Source organism: Fictibacillus sp. BK138 (assembly GCF_004216955.1).
Taxonomy (GTDB): domain Bacteria; phylum Bacillota; class Bacilli; order Bacillales; family Fictibacillaceae; genus Fictibacillus.
Map to the genome: position 1 here is coordinate 287,770 of NZ_SGXL01000001.1, position 15,516 is coordinate 303,285.

Consider the following 15,516-nt stretch of genomic DNA (forward strand, 5'->3'; position numbering starts at 1 on the left):
ATGGATCTAGATACGTTATTATCCTTTAAATGGAGCGCCATGGCTCCTGAATTTATCATACTTGGTGTTGCGACGCTGCTATCAGTGATCGACCTTTTTATGAAAAAAGAAGCGAGCCGCAAACCTTTGGCATGGCTTGCCGGGGCAGGAGTTCTCGGTGCACTTGCTGCGATCTTCATGCAGCTGGATACAGAAGTAACATCCATTCTGTATGATACGTACCGGCTTGATTCTTTTTCGAAAGCATTCAAGATCTTGCTATTGCTCGGAACATTGCTTGTTTTGGTCTTAGCATCCAACTACAAAAAAGAAGACATTGAAGAGAACCGCGGAGAATTCTACTATTTGCTGCTGTCTGCTCTATTAGGGGCTATGATGATGGCTTCAAGTGCAGACTTGATCACCTTGTTTGTCGGTCTTGAACTTCTCTCTCTTTCTTCTTATATCATGGCAGGGCTTGAAAGACGCAATAAGCGAAGCAACGAATCTGCGTTTAAATATGTGGTTTCTGGCGGAATTGCAACGGCGATCACGTTGTTCGGAATGAGTTATGTATTCGGTCTGACAGGTGAGACGAATCTGTTTTTGATCGCACAGAATATGCAGAATCCAGAATTACTGAAGCACGGATTTTTATTGATGTTCGCATTTCTTATCACGTTTGCCGGGCTTACGTTTAAAATTGCAGCAGCACCACTTCACATGTGGGCACCAGATGTGTATGAAGGAGCACCGGTTCCGGTCACTGCATTCTTGAGTGTTGTCTCAAAAACAGCGGGATTCGTGATCTTGTTGCGTTTTATCATCATCACGTTTATCGCAGCACCTGGAATCGATAGTGAATCATTGCTGCTGGAAGTTCAGCCGTATGTCATGATACTTGCAGCTGCCACAATGATCATCGGGAACGTAACGGCACTTCGCCAACGAAACATCAAGCGGATGTTCGCCTACTCGTCTATAGCACAAGCAGGTTATATACTCGTTCCCTTTGTATCGAACTCGTCGCTTTTATTCGAACTGATCTGGTTCTATCTATTAGCGTATCTGTTCATGAATATTGGAGCATTTACGATTATTCAGGTGTTAACCGCACAGGAAAAATCAAACGACATCAGTATTTTCAGGGGGTTGTTTAAACGATCACCTTGGCTCGCTGTACCAATGACGTTTTTCCTTTTATCATTGGCAGGAATCCCGATCACCGCTGGATTCGTCGGGAAGTTCGGAATCTTTATGGGAGCTCTTGGACTGGAGCCCGCTCATTATTGGCTAGCAGCCGTAATGATGGCAACCACGCTCGTCTCATATGTGTACTACTTTAATGTAATCGCGGTGATGTTTTTCAGGGATGATGAAGGGGCGAAGGTTTCTGTTCCATCAGGCATGGCAGCCGTACTCGCTTTTTGCGCGGTATCCACGGTCGTCCTTGGTGTAATGCCAGATCTCGCACTGGATTTCTTTTATGGGAATTTTGATATTAATGAGTTTTTTATGAATATCGAAGCCGTTGATACTCATACGCACGATCATTGACCAATTGCTCGTTAAGGTTACTAGTTGACCTTAGCGGGTTTTTTTATGTTCAGGTTAGGAGTGGTGGATGGGGCTGTTTGTCGAAAATCGTGTATTTCAAAAATAACGTGTGATTCGTATAGGCTAACGTGCGATTTTTTCATTTAATGTGCGTTTTTTTAAAATAATGTGCGATTCTTTAATCACGATTAAAATAACTAGTTAAGTGTATGTTTAAGGCGGACAGATCACATTAAAATCCTTCATACAAACACACTTCTTTACACGACTAAAAAAATCTATAAAAATGAGCCGAAACTCCCGTAACTCTGCCCATTTTTATACGACTAAATAGTATGTAGAAAATTTTCAGATCCAAAATCGTTACAACTTTTTGAACACTTGAAAAGTAAGGGCTTTCATAAGGAAAAAGTAGGGATAAAGTATCTTTTTTTAATGAGAAGAAAGAATTATGCTTAAAGTTGTCGAAATATGTAATAGGGGGTAAGTTGATTTATGATTCCAGTAGGACAACAGGCTTTATTACATATAATCGTACATCTATTGTTTCTTGTTATTGCTTGGTGGGCCATGCAGGCAATCCATTTTGACAAATGGATCAAAAAAGGAAAGATCATGCAGGCGAGAGTGCTATACATCTTAATGGTAATCAGCCTCGCAAGTCTAGCCAGTGATTTCTTTTTAAAGTATCTACAGTATTCCACCAATCTGAGTCAATTATTTGGTTAGTTCCGCAGCAAAGTTCCATTAACGGAATTGTCGGAATATGACTACAAGTTCCACGGATATCCTTTCTCTCTTTGGCAACAATGAGAAATAGAGAGGATGTGCTGGGGATGAAAAAATGGACAATGACGATTACAGCAATTTTGCTTATTATTATGGTTTCATCTGGATATGCAAAAGACGATCAAACAAATGAAGTAGCATATATAATAGACGTTTTAAAAGAAAAAGGTGCAGAACCTGACAAATGGACCATGTATTTTAATGGAGAATTAGGTTTTACATCTAAAGGACTAGGGTATTTAAAACAAGCAGAAGAGCTTAAGCGTAATTATCCTGAATTTAGCTGGGCGGCAAGTGAAGATGAGGCTGGACATTACAAAATGACTGGAAAGTTTCAGCATGATGAACTTGGTCTAACGGAGAAGGTCACCATCATCACATACCCCCAAAAAGAGCAAACTGCATCGTATTTTATTTATGCGGTTGAAGGACTTGTAAATACAAATCAGAATTGGAAAGAAATTCGACGCTTGTTGGATGACCGTATTGAAAATTCTGTAGGAGGAAATCCCAAAATTTTCTCTTGTGTTACCGGTACATACGGTGATAAAATGGTGGTTGATTTGTATTCGCAAGCAAATGAATTGGTACAAGCTTTTTCTGGCGTTTCTGTAGAGGAATTAAAGGAAGAGACGTTTGTGTCACTATCTGCATATACTGGACAGTGGGAACAAGCGATTTATACCGGTCATCAAAATAAAATGAATCTTCAGGTGGCTTTAAGATCTGAAGGATTGGGCAGTAAAACTACTGTCACAATTGGCACACCAATAATTACGTCTGAATATTAATATACAAATTGGACGCGGAGGGGAATATCGTTGGAAAAAATCATTGTCCGTGGTGGTAGGCGGTTAGAGGGCTCTGTACGTGTTGAAGGAGCTAAGAATGCCGTACTTCCTGTCATCGCAGCATCCATTTTAGCCAGTAAAGGCACGAGTACTATAAAAGAGGTGCCCACTCTTGCTGATGTTTTTACGATTAATGAAGTATTACGCTATTTAAATATTGATGTAGCTTTCGAAAATGGGCAGATCCATGTAGACGCTACAAGTGAATTAAAGACGGAAGCACCATTTGAGTATGTCCGTAAAATGAGAGCATCATTCCTAGTTATGGGACCTTTGCTTGCTCGTGTAGGATTATCTCGTATTGCACTTCCTGGAGGATGCGCAATCGGATCACGTCCGATCGATCAGCATCTTAAAGGTTTCGAAGCAATGGGTGCTAGTGTTAAGATCGGCAACGGTTTTATCGAAGCAAAAATCGACGGCCGCTTGCAAGGCGCTAAGATCTATCTAGACTTCCCAAGTGTAGGTGCTACTGAGAACATCATGATGGCAGCAACACTTGCTGAAGGAACAACCGTTATTGAGAATGCCGCAAAAGAACCAGAAATCGTTTGTTTAGCAAACTACCTGAACGCGATGGGAGCTACTGTCATCGGTGCAGGAACTGGCACGATCCGCATTGTCGGTGTTGAAGAGCTAGCTGGTGCTGAGCATTCGGTTGTACCAGACCGTATCGAAGCAGGAACTTATATGGTAGCTGCTGCGATTACACAAGGTGACGTATTAATTGAAAATGCGATCGCTGAACACTTACGTCCTTTGATCGCAAAAATGGAAGAGATGGGTGTTCAAATTCATGAAGAAGGCAACGGACTTCGTGTTCGCGGACCTCGTGAATTAAAGCCGGTTGATATCAAAACAATGCCTCACCCAGGATTCCCGACTGATCTTCAGTCGCAGATGATGGCACTATTGCTCCGTGCAAACGGAACGAGTGTAATTACGGAAACTGTGTTTGAGAACCGCTTCATGCACGTGGAAGAATTCCGCCGCATGAATGGTGACATTAAAATTGAAGGCCGTTCTTCTGTAATCAACGGACCTGTAAATCTTCAAGGTGCAGAGGTTGCTTCAACAGACCTTCGCGCAGGTGCTGCTTTAGTACTTGCTGGGCTTGTTGCAGAAGGTTACACTCGTGTAACGGAACTGAAGCATATTGACCGTGGATACGTTGATTTTACTGGAAAATTGGCTGCACTAGGTGCTGACATCGAACGTGTAAACGAAGGTGTAGAAACAACACCAGCGAAAGAGCAATCATTAAAAAGTAATTTAGCTTAATATTTTTAATCCAAGAATCCTCGATAAGAGGGTTCTTTTTTATGCTGTGAATGGGGTTGATTTCCGCTCCAGGTTGCTCGCTTTCCACGGGGCGTGCGGTGAGCCTCCTGCCGCTATGCGCCATTAGGAGTCTCCACCTGACCGCTCGTCCCGTAGGAGTCTCGCACCTTACGCTCCAATCAACTTAGCTAAGAAGAGGTTGAACAAAATACTTCTAAAGCAACCATCTTTTAGAAAGCATCCTTTCATTTTTGTTGTAAAAGCGTTTATAACGATAGCGGTTCGGGAAATCTATAACTAGTTGCACGAAAACCATTTGAAAGGATGTCGAACTCATGCTTTGGACCATAATCGGAATATTAATCGTACTTTGGTTACTAGGTGTAATCTTTAAAGTAGCTGGCGGAATCATACATATTTTACTCGTCATCGCTGTGATCGTGTTCCTCTTAAACTTCTTTAAAGGCAGAAAAATGAAATAGCTTTATTCAATGAAAAGCTGGCCATGATGGCTGGCTTTTTTGTTTTTAATAGAGGTTTTATTAGTAAAATTAAAAAGAAATTCGTAAAAAGCTAACCTTCTTGTGGTCCAGCTTTTATTTTTTTACAGATGTAGAAGCACTCAACGGGAGCATTTTGTGCGTCTGCGTGGAAACAATCTCTTTCTGCGTGAAACGAAGGGGAGTAGGCGTGGAACTCATGATTCCTGCGTGAAACGGAACCTTGTTTGCGTGAAAACCTCTGCTTTTTGCGTGAACGTGTAACAGATAAAAGAACACGTACCGTAAACCGAACTAAATAATGCCAAAAAGTAGTTCTATTCTCCTGTTTTATTAAAAATAAGCTTTCAAATGGTACGTTATAATCAAAATTTTTAAAATAGTTTGAAAATAAAATAAATGATGGTAATATGAATCCACTGGCTTCAAAAAAATTACATAAAGCAAAGGGGATTGAACAGGGATGAACAATAAGAAATTTGCAGCATGGGGTTTAGCACTTGGGTTGGCAGTGAGTCCGCTAGCAGGAGGACAAGCATCAGCAGATTCACCGGTTAACGTTTTATCGACAAAGCAATTTAACAGTTTAACGGGTACGCCATCATTCGTATCAGGTAAATTGTCTGAGGCATCAAGCAAATCTGCGAAAGATGTCGTTCTTTCATACATTCAAAAAGAATCCCAGACTTTCAAACTTGGAAGCCAAAAAGCCAATGAGGCTTTCACGGTAAAATCCGTAACAAAAGATGAGCTTGGGCGCCAAATGGTCCGCCTGCAGCAAACATATAAAGGAGTACCTGTTTGGGGCTCTACACAAGTGGCACATGTGAATGATCAAGGAGAACTTCTAGTATTCTCTGGAACAGTGGTTCCGAATCTACAGGACAAGCCAGGACTAGGGTTTGGGAAAAAGATCACGGCTTCCAAAGCAGTTGAAGCAGCTGTTGCAGATTTGGGCTTCACACCTGAATATGAAGCAGATCCAACTTCAGATTTAGTGGTTTACACACAAGGAGACAAAGCATCTTATGCGTATCTCGTAAACTTGAACTTCTTATCTCCTGAACCAGGGAACTACAATTATTTTGTTGACGCGAAAACAGGAAAGATTCTTAACTCTTACAACGATCTGGATGAAGCGAACGGGGGCACAAAAGCACCTCCTGGAGGCGGTGGAGGTACATTAGTCGGAACTGATGCTGTTGGTTCTGGAACGGGTGTCCTTGGTGACACGAAGTCGCTGAACACGATTTTATCAAACGGAACATACTACCTGCAGGATAACACAAGAGGAAACGGTGTATTCACGTACGATGCAAAGAACCGCCAGCAGATTCCAGGCAGTCTTTGGGCGGATGCGGATAACCAGTTCCATGCTTCCTATGACCGAGCGGCTGTAGATGCTCACGCTTATGCAGGTGCGACTTATGATTATTATAAACAAGTATTTAACCGCAATTCTTATGACAATAAAGGGGCAGCGCTTAAATCTTCTGTCCACTACGGACGCAGCTACAACAACGCATTCTGGAATGGCCAGCAGATGGTATACGGAGATGGAGACGGTACAACATTCGTTTCACTATCCGGCGGACTGGATGTTGTAGCGCATGAATTAACACATGCGGTTACCGACTTCACCTCTGATCTGATCTATCAGAATGAGTCAGGTGCTTTAAACGAAGCGATGTCTGATATCTTCGGAACGCTAGTAGAGCATCATGAAAACAACAACCCGGATTATGAGATCGGTGAAGACATCTACACGCCAGGAACGAATGGCGATGCACTTCGTTCGATGAGTGATCCAACAAAATACAATGATCCTGACCATTATTCTGTTCGCTACACAGGAACAGGAGATAACGGCGGCGTGCACATTAACAGCGGAATCATCAACAAAGCAGCATACTTGCTGGCAGTTGGCGGAACGCATTACGGTGTGACGGTTCCTGCGATCGGAAACGATAAAGTGGGAGCGATCTACTACAGAGCAAACACGGTTTACTTAACGGCTTCTTCTAACTTCAGCCAAGCGAGAGCGGCTCTTGTTCAAGCGGCATCTGACCTATATGGTGCAACATCAGCTGAAGTAAATGCTGTTAAAAAATCTTATGATGCAGTAGGCGTAAACTAAATAACCGTAAACCCCTGATCTTCCATGTGAGGATCAGGTTTTTTTTATCGTTGTTCAATAATAAATGAAAGAATGGGAAGTTTAACAGATAGAGATGTAGATTTTGTTTCATAGAAGGAAGATGAATCATGAACCTGAAAGAAGTGTTATTTCAAGCAGAAGATTTAAGCATAATCGAACAAATCTTTAGAACTTCCTTGCTGTATTTTTTATTATTTGCGTCAGATAAAGCAATGGGTTTTAAGCAAAATGCTATTACGACACCTTATAATTTCATCATGGCAGCTGGAATAAGTCATATCTCTGCAACCCGAATCGTGGTTCCTGAATCGCGGCCGATCGATGCCTTTGCCATAATCATCGTTTATACCATTTTCATGCTGTTTATGTCCTATTTCGGTTATCTCAAGTTCCCATCCGTGATATCCCAAACTCCAACGATTATCGTGAAAAACGGTAAGATCATTCAGAAAAACTTAAAGAAAACAAGGCTTACGCTAGACAATGTGTTTTCCATTTTAAGAGTAAAAGATGCTTTTAATCTTGAAAAAGTAAAATATCTAGCTGCCGAAACAACAGGAGATTTTAGTGTCGCAATCGACAGTAAAGAGCAGCCTGTTTCAAAGTCTTCTATGGGGATTCCAACCACTCCAAATGAGCTGTCTCAGCTTTTGATCTATGAAGGAAAACTGGATAAGCGGGTGCTTCAGAAAAATAATCTAGACAGCGAGTGGGTAGACCAGCAGCTCAAGAAGTTTAATATTTACGCGGTCAAAGATGTTTTTGTGGGGATTCTTACACCTGGTGGAACACTATACATAAACAAGCAGGGGGATTAAGATGCCTCAAGTTTTTGGTGAACTAAAAGACATTACATTAATGGGCTATGTGTTTAGAACCATCCTGGTAGGGATGATCGTTTTTTTGGTTGGAAGGTTTGTGTCAAAAAGATCTTTCAGCCAGATGACTACCTTTGACTTTGCACTGATCTGGATTCTAGGGGCACTAACGGTTTCACCTTTATTAGATGGAGAGGTGACCTTTACACGAACAATCACACCCATATTAACACTATTCTTCTGGCATACCCTCCTTAGTCTGATTTCGTTGAAGAGCAGATCTTTTGCCCACTTTTTTAACGGAAAACCACTTCTTCTGATCGATGACGGGAAAATCGTCAAGAAACATCTGAAAAAGCACTTTATGAACATTGATCTCTTGCTGGCTGAACTTAGAATCAGAAAAGTGTTTAATATTTCAGAAGTCAGGTATTGCATGCTGCCGAACGGGCAGTTAAGTATCATGAAATACAGTGCGCATGATCCTGTGACGCCATCAGATGTGAAAGTTGCCGCATCCCCTGTTGAGATTCCGTTAGTTGTGATTAATGATGGGAATCTTTTTGAAGAGAATCTGAAAAAAGCTGAAGTAGACCTGACGTGGCTAAAAGAAAATTTGAAGACGCATCAAGTTGACCGTGTAGAGTCCGTGTACCTGGCGACTGTTGATCAACACAAAAAGTTGTATGTATCGAAAAAATAAAGCAGGGTATCCGATTGCCGGATACCCTTTTTTATAGACCATTCACCGCCAGCTTTCCAAGCGGTCCGTTCTCATCGATGATATTCTGCAGGTCGAACAGCGAAATAACAAACATTGGAAATCCATAAGCATAAGCAGTAAGGTCATACAGCTGATAGTAGATGACGAGCGCTTTATCGGCAATATAGTAATCTTGATTCAGGCTGATGGTTTTGAAAGGTTCGAACGTGAAGATCTGCTGCTGCTTTATCTGTTCTTTTATGATCCGGCTTAAAACTTGCACGTAGTTGCTGCCCGGTTTGAAGAGATCTTTTAACTGATATGTCCGTCCTGTTGTCAGGTCCCATGTTTGCGATTTAATATACGTCATCCCGTGTGCCGCCATTGGGGTGTAGCCGTAATTTAGGAATCCAATGCTCAGAATGTTCTTTTCGTTGGTTTTTACCGCGAACTCTCCGTACATAGTAGGCCGTGCTTCAGGATTTTGCATCTGCTGAAGCTCTTGGTTGATCTGAATGATCTGCTGATTCACTTGCTGCTGGATACGAGGATTGATCATGCCTTCGATCTGCGGGTAGTAGATTCTCATCTGGCCAGGAGAATAGGTAAGTGTCCTGACAAGAACAGGAGGCTGAAAGTTGTCCATACTGCTCACCCTTTCGTTGGGTCTCTTTTTCATTTTATGCAGCGTGCAGCTTGTAACAGAAGGCTTGAAAACAAAACTTGTAAAGCGGTCATAGCCAGCACATTTCAATTGTAAAAATACTAGTTTTCATGTTCTAAAGGCCCAACCTTTTGTATAAGTTGTATGGTAGAAAACAAATAGGAGGGCATTGGAACGTGAATGTTAAAATTAAGCCACTGATCTGGATTCTAGCAATTTTTGTTGCCATAATCGTCTTACTCCCTGCCATACTCGTACTACCATTTTCGTCGGCGCCTCCTGAATGGAAAGAACAGAATCAGGCAAGGCCGTCTGAGAGAATGCTAGCTTTGGAAATTCCGCACTCGGACATCGTCGTCCCTGTATTTCGAACGGAAAAAGATACGGTTGAGAACATCCCGTTAGAAGAGTATGTGGCAGGAGTAGTAGCCTCTGAGATGCCGGCGGACTTTGAGCTCGAGGCACTGAAAGCACAAGCACTAACCGCAAGAACGTTTATTGTAAAAGCGATGCTTAACCCCGGGAAAGATGATAGTTTGCCAGAGGAAGCCATCGTGACCGACACGATCATGCATCAAGTGTACAAAGGAAACGATGAACTGGAGGCGCTTTGGGGAGACGATTTTAACAAGAAGCTCGCAAAGATCGTAGAAGCGGTCACAGAGACAAAGGGACAGATCTTAACGTATGAAGGAGAGCCGATTCAGGCGAGCTTCTTCTCTACGAGCAATGGTTTCACCGTTAATTCAGAAGACTATTGGAAAAATAAATACCCATACTTAAGAAGTGTAGAAAGTCCATGGGATAAAAAGTCGCCGAAGTATGTGCAGACTGTTCAGCTGCAAGTTAGAACCGTTGAGGAGAAGCTGGGCGTTTCGATCAAAAAGGACGGAAAAGTTGGTAAAGTTGTCGCGACAACGAGCGGGAAACGAATCGGCAAGTTCGCGATCGGGAAAAAAGAGTTCACCGGAAAAGAAATACGAGAGAAGCTCGGTCTCCGCTCCACTGATTTTCAAATGGAGAAAAAGGGGAAAGAGATTACCATCACCACAAAAGGCTATGGCCATGGAGTTGGTTTGAGTCAGTACGGCGCGAACGGAATGGCGGCGGAAGGCAAGTCGTATAAGGAGATCGTAAACTATTATTATAAGGGGATCGAGATAACAGATTACAAGCCGATTGCAGACAAGGGATTGGCTCTGAAGTGAATTGTGTGAGAATTGTAGGGGGTCTGTCCCGGGTCTGTCCCCGGGACAGACCCCTTCTCTATAGAGAACCGCATTGTGCGATAAGGCATAATGCGGTTTTTTCTTATGTCGAAAGAAACTTTCAAAAAATTTTCGCACTAAAGTATATATTTTCAGAATTCTGTTCAAACTTGTTGCTGAGGTGATGAAAAATGAAAGAAGAAGAAAAACAAAACAAAAAAACAGTACCGATGAAAGGTAAGAATGCTATGAAAAAACGTTGGGTTTATCCTGCAGTGTATCTTAGTTTTGCAGCAGTCATTTTAACATCTGTTCTATGGTATCAAAACGATGCGAAAAATACGGAGAATAATAATACTCCAGAAAGCGCATTAGAAGATGATGGAACAGCAGTACCAGTTTCACTTACAAAAGAAGTATTCCAAATGCCAGTCGCTGACCCTGAAGCCGTTGAAGTCGTGAAGGATTTCTTTAGTTCAGACGCTACAGCTCAAGAGCAAGAAGCAGCACTAGTATTCTATAACAATATCTACTACCAAAATCGCGGTATCGATTTAGCAACGGAAGATGGTAAAGCGTTCGATGTAACCGCTGCACTGAGTGGTAATGTTGTAAAAGTCGCAAAAGACCCTGCCCTAGGCTTTGTTGTAGAAGTGGAACATGACAAAGGTGTTGTAACACACTATTCATCACTAGCTTCTGTATCTGTTAAGCAAGGTGACCAAGTGAAACAAGGAGCAGTCCTTGGACAAGCTGGCGAAAATGCATATGATAAGGACGCAAAAGTTCACGCACACTTCGAAGTCCGCAAAGACGGAGAAGCAGTGGACCCAGTAATGGCTTGGGATCAATCTGTAGCACAGCTCGCTTCAGCTGTTGAAGATTCTCGTAAAGAGATGAAGAAAGCAGAAGAGAAAAAAGCAGCGGAAGAGCAGAAAAAAGCAGAAGAGCAAAAGCCTGGTAAAGAGGAAAAACCAGCAGCACCAAAAGCCGACGATAAAGGCGGCAAAGATACTAAAGGCACAAAAGACGGTAAAGACGGCAAAGATGGAAAAGACGCTAACCGTGAACAAGAATCATCATCTCAATCTGCAGAAGACACTGATGCTCCAGCAGAATCAGATGAAACATCAGCAGATGATTCAGGTGCAAACGAATAAGTATGAAAAAGAAGCTGTCCCGAAGATTTTCGGGGCAGTTTTTTCATTTTTGCTGCAAAAATAAATGGGATAAGCAAATCAAGACGATTTTACACTCGAAAAATCGCATCAAATTTATTTCCTGCGTGAAACGAACAAAGTTCTACGTGGAACCAAGCAACTTTTGCGGGGAGCGGGTATCTTTCTGCGTGAAAGTTAAGCTTCTCTGCGTGAAACGAGCCTTATTTGGAGCGAACGTGTAACAGAAAAAAGAACACGTACCGTAACACACATAATCCCCAAGGATTTCCTCACCCGAGCCTCCTTTCACTAATAAATTTTTCACCTGTTTATGCAGGTTTTTTCACAAAAATGGACATTTCCCCTTGTCCCAGTTGAGATTTAGGCATATAACGAAAACTTGGTTAATAAGATGTTACAAAACCTACAATAATTCAAATTGAGGGTGAGCGGTGAGAAATCGTACTATGGCTGCGGTGGAAAAAGGGGAATGGAAGCAATACTTATAAGCCGAAGATGACAACGAAACTTGTCACGTAGCTTGTTCATAGAAGTCTCTATCGCATCTCTCACATCCATTTTAGGGAGGCGAGTGGTGTGCACGATTACATCAAAGAGCGAACCATCAAGATAGGACGGTATATCGTGGAGACAAGAAAAACAGTCCGCATGATCGCAAAAGAATTCGGGGTTTCCAAAAGCACGGTGCATAAAGACCTCACCGAGCGGCTGCCTGAAATTAATCCGGATCTTGCAAACAATGTAAAAGAAATCCTCGAATACCACAAGTCCATCCGCCACTTGCGGGGTGGAGAAGCGACGCGCGTAAAATATAAAAAAGGCGCAGAGGAAGTTGTTCAATAAATAAGTCTGTAATTGATAGGGATGCAACATGACACCAAAATCATTATGTGCCGCATAGGTCTGACGTCCAATAATTAATTTTTGACAATATTTCACCTTGTTCGACAAACTTGTGATATAATGATAAATTGGATAGAACTTCGATTTTTTACTAAAAATGTCATTATATTGTAAGGATGTTTAACAGGGAGGATATAACATGTTTTCAAGGGACGTTGGAATTGACCTTGGTACCGCTAATGTATTGATCTATGTAAAAGGAAAAGGGATTGTGCTTGACGAACCATCCGTCGTTGCGATCGACACGAATACCGGAAAAGCACTCGCTGTTGGAGAAGAAGCCCGCCGCATGGTAGGCCGTACACCAGGCAACATCGTAGCAATTCGTCCGCTGAAAGACGGCGTAATTGCTGACTTTGAAGTAACCGAGCAAATGCTGAAACACTTTATTAATAAAATAAAAGTGAAGGGCGTGTTTGCTAAGCCAAGAATTTTGATCTGTACACCAACGAACATTACGTCCGTAGAGCAAAAAGCCATTAGAGAAGCTGCACAAAAATGCGGCGCTAAACATATTTTTCTTGAAGAAGAGCCGAAAGTGGCTGCAATTGGGGCGGGGATGGATATCTTCCAGCCAAGCGGCAACATGGTTGTTGACATCGGTGGTGGCACAACTGACGTTGCGGTCTTGAGCATGGGCGATATTGTCACCTCCTCTTCTATTAAAATGGCTGGGGACAAGTTCGATACGGAGATCCTTCAGTACATAAAGAAAGAGTACAAGCTGTTGATCGGTGAGCGCACAGCAGAAAACATCAAGCTGAACGTAGCGACGGTTTATCCTGGCGCGCGTGACGAAGAGCTTGAAATCCGGGGCCGTGACATGGTATCCGGCTTGCCGCGTACGATTACGGTTCACTCAAAAGAAATTCAAAAAGCGTTGATGGAGCCTGTGATGGTTATCGTTCAGGCAGCGAAGAGCGTGCTTGAGAAGACGCCGCCAGAACTATCAGCTGACATCATCGACCGCGGCATCATGCTGACAGGCGGCGGTGCTTTATTGCACGGAATCGACCAGCTGTTTGCTGAAGAATTGAAGGTTCCAGTGCTCGTTGCTGAAGAGCCAATGAAAGCCGTAGCGAACGGTACAGGCTTAATGCTTGAACATATGGATAAAATCGCGAAAAGAAAAGTGTTTTAATGAAGGAATGCCGCCCGGATTGGGCGGCATTTATTTATTTTTCTAGAATTCTAACACCATTTGGATCAGTAGCGCTTGGTGAGGAAAATCCGTTAATGATAGCCTTTTGAATAGTAACTTCATCTCCAACTTTTGAGACTATGTTTTTAATGGGCTTTCCAAATAAAAGGGTAAGATCCTGTTCAAGTCCATTCCTTGTAGTCTCTAGCATCAGTTGTCTGATTTGAAAGGAATCAGTCTGAGAATCGATTACATCCGGGTGGGATTGGAGCTCAATCCTAAATGAATAGGGAGTAGAAATAAAAGTTCGCCGTTCTCCTTTATTCACTTCCCATCCCATTTCCTTTGCATGATTACAAATCATATTTAGTTCCGATTCAGAGACAAAATAACCAATATGATCAAACATCACGTTCTTTCCAAAACCGAACGTAATATTTACAGCCCCTTTTCTTGCTTCAATGATACGGAACAGAATCTTCTTTTCGCGAAAATCATTCCATGTTAGAGGCGGATCAAACGTTTGGAACTTACCTTTATATTTTCCTATGCGCTGAGAGATTCGAAAACCATGATCCGTATAGAATTTTTCTGTTTCTTCAACATAAGGGGTCCAAAAATGATAATGAAATAGCATAAAATTCACCTCGTTCTTAAAGCATTGTATTTACTTTCACTACCTTCTCCATTATGGAAGGAATCCCTCCAAGATTACACAGCTAGACTGATTTAAGATGTTCATTATGTACTTGATGACGATTATTAAGATGTAAATTCGATCTTATAAACTTTTAAACAAATTCATTGCACTTTTCTGGTACAAATTCCTCATTTTAAAAAGGAATCCGTCATTTTTCGCAGAATCTTATTAAGAAATGTAAAAATCTGTCGATATGATCGATGAGACATTTTGTGTCCAGATTACAATTACAGGAGGAATACTCCGTGTTAAGAGGCTTTTATAATGCTGCAGCCGGCATGCTGGCACAGCAGCGCAAACAAGAAATTTTAACGAACAATATGGCGAATGCCAATACGCCTGGATATAAAGCGGACAACGCAAGTCTGCGCACGTTCCCGACGATGCTTCTGCAGCATATGGGACAAACCGAAATCAACGGCAATAAAATTCCGAACAACTACCCAGTAGGCATCCTATCAACGGGAGTATATGTTCAAGAGACGACACCAAACTTCATGCAAGGTGACCTTCGCGAGACGGGAATCAAAACAGATCTTGCCCTTTTACAAGGACAAGTACCAGCTGATCCTGAAACAGGTCTTCCAGGGGAACTTTTTTTCCGATTGAACGTCAATGGGCAGGAGCGTTTTACACGAAACGGCCATTTCTCAGTTGATGCAGATGGCAGTCTCGTAACGCCTGAGGGTCATTATGTTCTTGGAACGAATGGAGATCCAATCACTGTTACAAGCGATAATTTTACCGTGAACAAGGACGGTCAGGTGATCGATAACGGTGTGGTCGCAGGACAGATTGATGTTGCATTTGTAGCGAATCCTAACAACCTAGTAAAAGAAGGATCAGGACTGTTCAGACTAGAGGGAGATGGGGCAGCCGCTAGTGCGATCGGCAACCCGGCAATCACATATAACCTGCAGCAAGGGTTTGTTGAACGTTCGAACGTGAACACAGAACAGACGATGACAGAGATGCTGACGGCATACCGCGCGTTTGAAGCAAATCAAAAAGTGCTTCAAGCCTATGACCGTACGATGGAAAAAGCCGCAAATGAAATTGGCCGAATCGGCTAGGGGGATCACA

15 protein-coding genes are annotated in these 15,516 nt (G+C 42.3%); 13 read left to right on the plus strand and 2 right to left on the minus strand.

The window, feature by feature from the left end; genetic code table 11:
• The 8 genes from nuoN (at position 1) to EV282_RS01520 (ending at position 8,636) form a co-directional block, all read left to right on the plus strand.
• Positions 1 to 1,536, plus strand: coding sequence for an NADH-quinone oxidoreductase subunit NuoN (gene nuoN / locus EV282_RS01485; RefSeq protein WP_130293149.1), 1,536 nt, complete (start codon positions 1 to 3; stop codon positions 1,534 to 1,536).
• Positions 1,537 to 2,031: 495 nt separating this feature from the next.
• Positions 2,032 to 2,265: a DUF1146 family protein gene (locus EV282_RS01490; protein WP_130293151.1), complete on the plus strand. Its 234-nt coding sequence runs from the start codon at positions 2,032 to 2,034 to the stop codon at positions 2,263 to 2,265.
• 107 nt (positions 2,266 to 2,372) lie between these two features.
• Complete coding sequence (locus tag EV282_RS01495) at positions 2,373 to 3,116, plus strand: YwmB family TATA-box binding protein (RefSeq protein WP_165389314.1); 744 nt, start codon at positions 2,373 to 2,375, stop codon at positions 3,114 to 3,116.
• Positions 3,117 to 3,146: 30 nt separating this feature from the next.
• Entirely contained in the window at positions 3,147 to 4,457 is a 1,311-nt protein-coding gene (murA, locus tag EV282_RS01500; protein ID WP_130293155.1) for a UDP-N-acetylglucosamine 1-carboxyvinyltransferase, read from the plus strand.
• A gap of 335 nt (positions 4,458 to 4,792) precedes the next feature.
• Entirely contained in the window at positions 4,793 to 4,939 is a 147-nt protein-coding gene (locus tag EV282_RS01505) for a lmo0937 family membrane protein (RefSeq protein ID WP_130293157.1), read from the plus strand.
• Between the two features lie 481 nt (positions 4,940 to 5,420).
• Entirely contained in the window at positions 5,421 to 7,094 is a 1,674-nt protein-coding gene (locus EV282_RS01510) for a M4 family metallopeptidase (RefSeq protein ID WP_130293159.1), read from the plus strand.
• 128 nt (positions 7,095 to 7,222) lie between these two features.
• Positions 7,223 to 7,933, plus strand: a complete 711-nt coding sequence (locus EV282_RS01515; RefSeq protein ID WP_130293161.1) for a DUF421 domain-containing protein — start codon at positions 7,223 to 7,225, stop codon at positions 7,931 to 7,933.
• A 1-nt stretch (position 7,934) separates the two neighbouring features.
• The gene (locus tag EV282_RS01520) at positions 7,935 to 8,636 is read left to right on the plus strand and encodes a YetF domain-containing protein (RefSeq protein ID WP_130293163.1); all 702 of its coding nucleotides are present in this window, start codon (positions 7,935 to 7,937) and stop codon (positions 8,634 to 8,636) included.
• A 31-nt stretch (positions 8,637 to 8,667) separates the two neighbouring features.
• Here the strand turns inward: EV282_RS01520 and EV282_RS01525 are convergent, their stop codons facing one another.
• Entirely contained in the window at positions 8,668 to 9,282 is a 615-nt protein-coding gene (locus EV282_RS01525; RefSeq protein WP_130293165.1) for an RsiV family protein, read from the minus strand.
• A 194-nt stretch (positions 9,283 to 9,476) separates the two neighbouring features.
• On the opposite strand from EV282_RS01525, the gene spoIID reads away from it, so the two are divergent.
• The 4 genes from spoIID to EV282_RS01545 all read left to right on the plus strand — a co-directional run bounded on the left by spoIID (position 9,477) and on the right by EV282_RS01545 (position 13,733).
• The gene (gene spoIID / locus EV282_RS01530; protein WP_242611806.1) at positions 9,477 to 10,508 is read left to right on the plus strand and encodes a stage II sporulation protein D; all 1,032 of its coding nucleotides are present in this window, start codon (positions 9,477 to 9,479) and stop codon (positions 10,506 to 10,508) included.
• 191 nt (positions 10,509 to 10,699) lie between these two features.
• A complete protein-coding gene (locus EV282_RS01535) occupies positions 10,700 to 11,668 on the plus strand; it encodes a M23 family metallopeptidase (protein WP_130293167.1) in 969 nt (322 codons plus the stop codon).
• A gap of 597 nt (positions 11,669 to 12,265) precedes the next feature.
• Positions 12,266 to 12,532, plus strand: a complete 267-nt coding sequence (spoIIID, locus tag EV282_RS01540; protein ID WP_026677325.1) for a sporulation transcriptional regulator SpoIIID — start codon at positions 12,266 to 12,268, stop codon at positions 12,530 to 12,532.
• 199 nt (positions 12,533 to 12,731) lie between these two features.
• Positions 12,732 to 13,733, plus strand: a complete 1,002-nt coding sequence (locus tag EV282_RS01545) for a rod shape-determining protein (RefSeq protein ID WP_130293169.1) — start codon at positions 12,732 to 12,734, stop codon at positions 13,731 to 13,733.
• A gap of 34 nt (positions 13,734 to 13,767) precedes the next feature.
• Here the strand turns inward: EV282_RS01545 and EV282_RS01550 are convergent, their stop codons facing one another.
• Entirely contained in the window at positions 13,768 to 14,370 is a 603-nt protein-coding gene (locus tag EV282_RS01550) for a hypothetical protein (protein WP_130293171.1), read from the minus strand.
• 308 nt (positions 14,371 to 14,678) lie between these two features.
• Between EV282_RS01550 and EV282_RS01555 the strand changes: the two genes are divergently transcribed.
• A complete protein-coding gene (locus EV282_RS01555; RefSeq protein ID WP_130293173.1) occupies positions 14,679 to 15,506 on the plus strand; it encodes a flagellar hook-basal body protein in 828 nt (275 codons plus the stop codon).
• Positions 15,507 to 15,516: the final 10 nt, after the last annotated feature.

Excerpts from the sequence above, each read along its gene's own strand:
- EV282_RS01490 (WP_130293151.1), top strand. The coding sequence starts at position 2,032 with ATGATTCCAGTAGGACAACAGGCTTTATTACATATAATCGTACATCTA.
- EV282_RS01520 (WP_130293163.1), top strand. The coding sequence starts at position 7,935 with ATGCCTCAAGTTTTTGGTGAACTAAAAGACATTACATTAATGGGCTAT.
- EV282_RS01545 (WP_130293169.1), top strand. The coding sequence starts at position 12,732 with ATGTTTTCAAGGGACGTTGGAATTGACCTTGGTACCGCTAATGTATTG.
- EV282_RS01535 (WP_130293167.1), top strand. The coding sequence starts at position 10,700 with ATGAAAGAAGAAGAAAAACAAAACAAAAAAACAGTACCGATGAAAGGT.
- EV282_RS01510 (WP_130293159.1), top strand. The coding sequence starts at position 5,421 with ATGAACAATAAGAAATTTGCAGCATGGGGTTTAGCACTTGGGTTGGCA.
- EV282_RS01525 (WP_130293165.1), bottom strand. The coding sequence starts at position 9,282 with ATGGACAACTTTCAGCCTCCTGTTCTTGTCAGGACACTTACCTATTCT.
- nuoN (WP_130293149.1), top strand. The coding sequence starts at position 1 with ATGGATCTAGATACGTTATTATCCTTTAAATGGAGCGCCATGGCTCCT.
- EV282_RS01505 (WP_130293157.1), top strand. The coding sequence starts at position 4,793 with ATGCTTTGGACCATAATCGGAATATTAATCGTACTTTGGTTACTAGGT.
- EV282_RS01550 (WP_130293171.1), bottom strand. The coding sequence starts at position 14,370 with ATGCTATTTCATTATCATTTTTGGACCCCTTATGTTGAAGAAACAGAA.
- EV282_RS01515 (WP_130293161.1), top strand. The coding sequence starts at position 7,223 with ATGAACCTGAAAGAAGTGTTATTTCAAGCAGAAGATTTAAGCATAATC.
- EV282_RS01495 (WP_165389314.1), top strand. The coding sequence starts at position 2,373 with ATGAAAAAATGGACAATGACGATTACAGCAATTTTGCTTATTATTATG.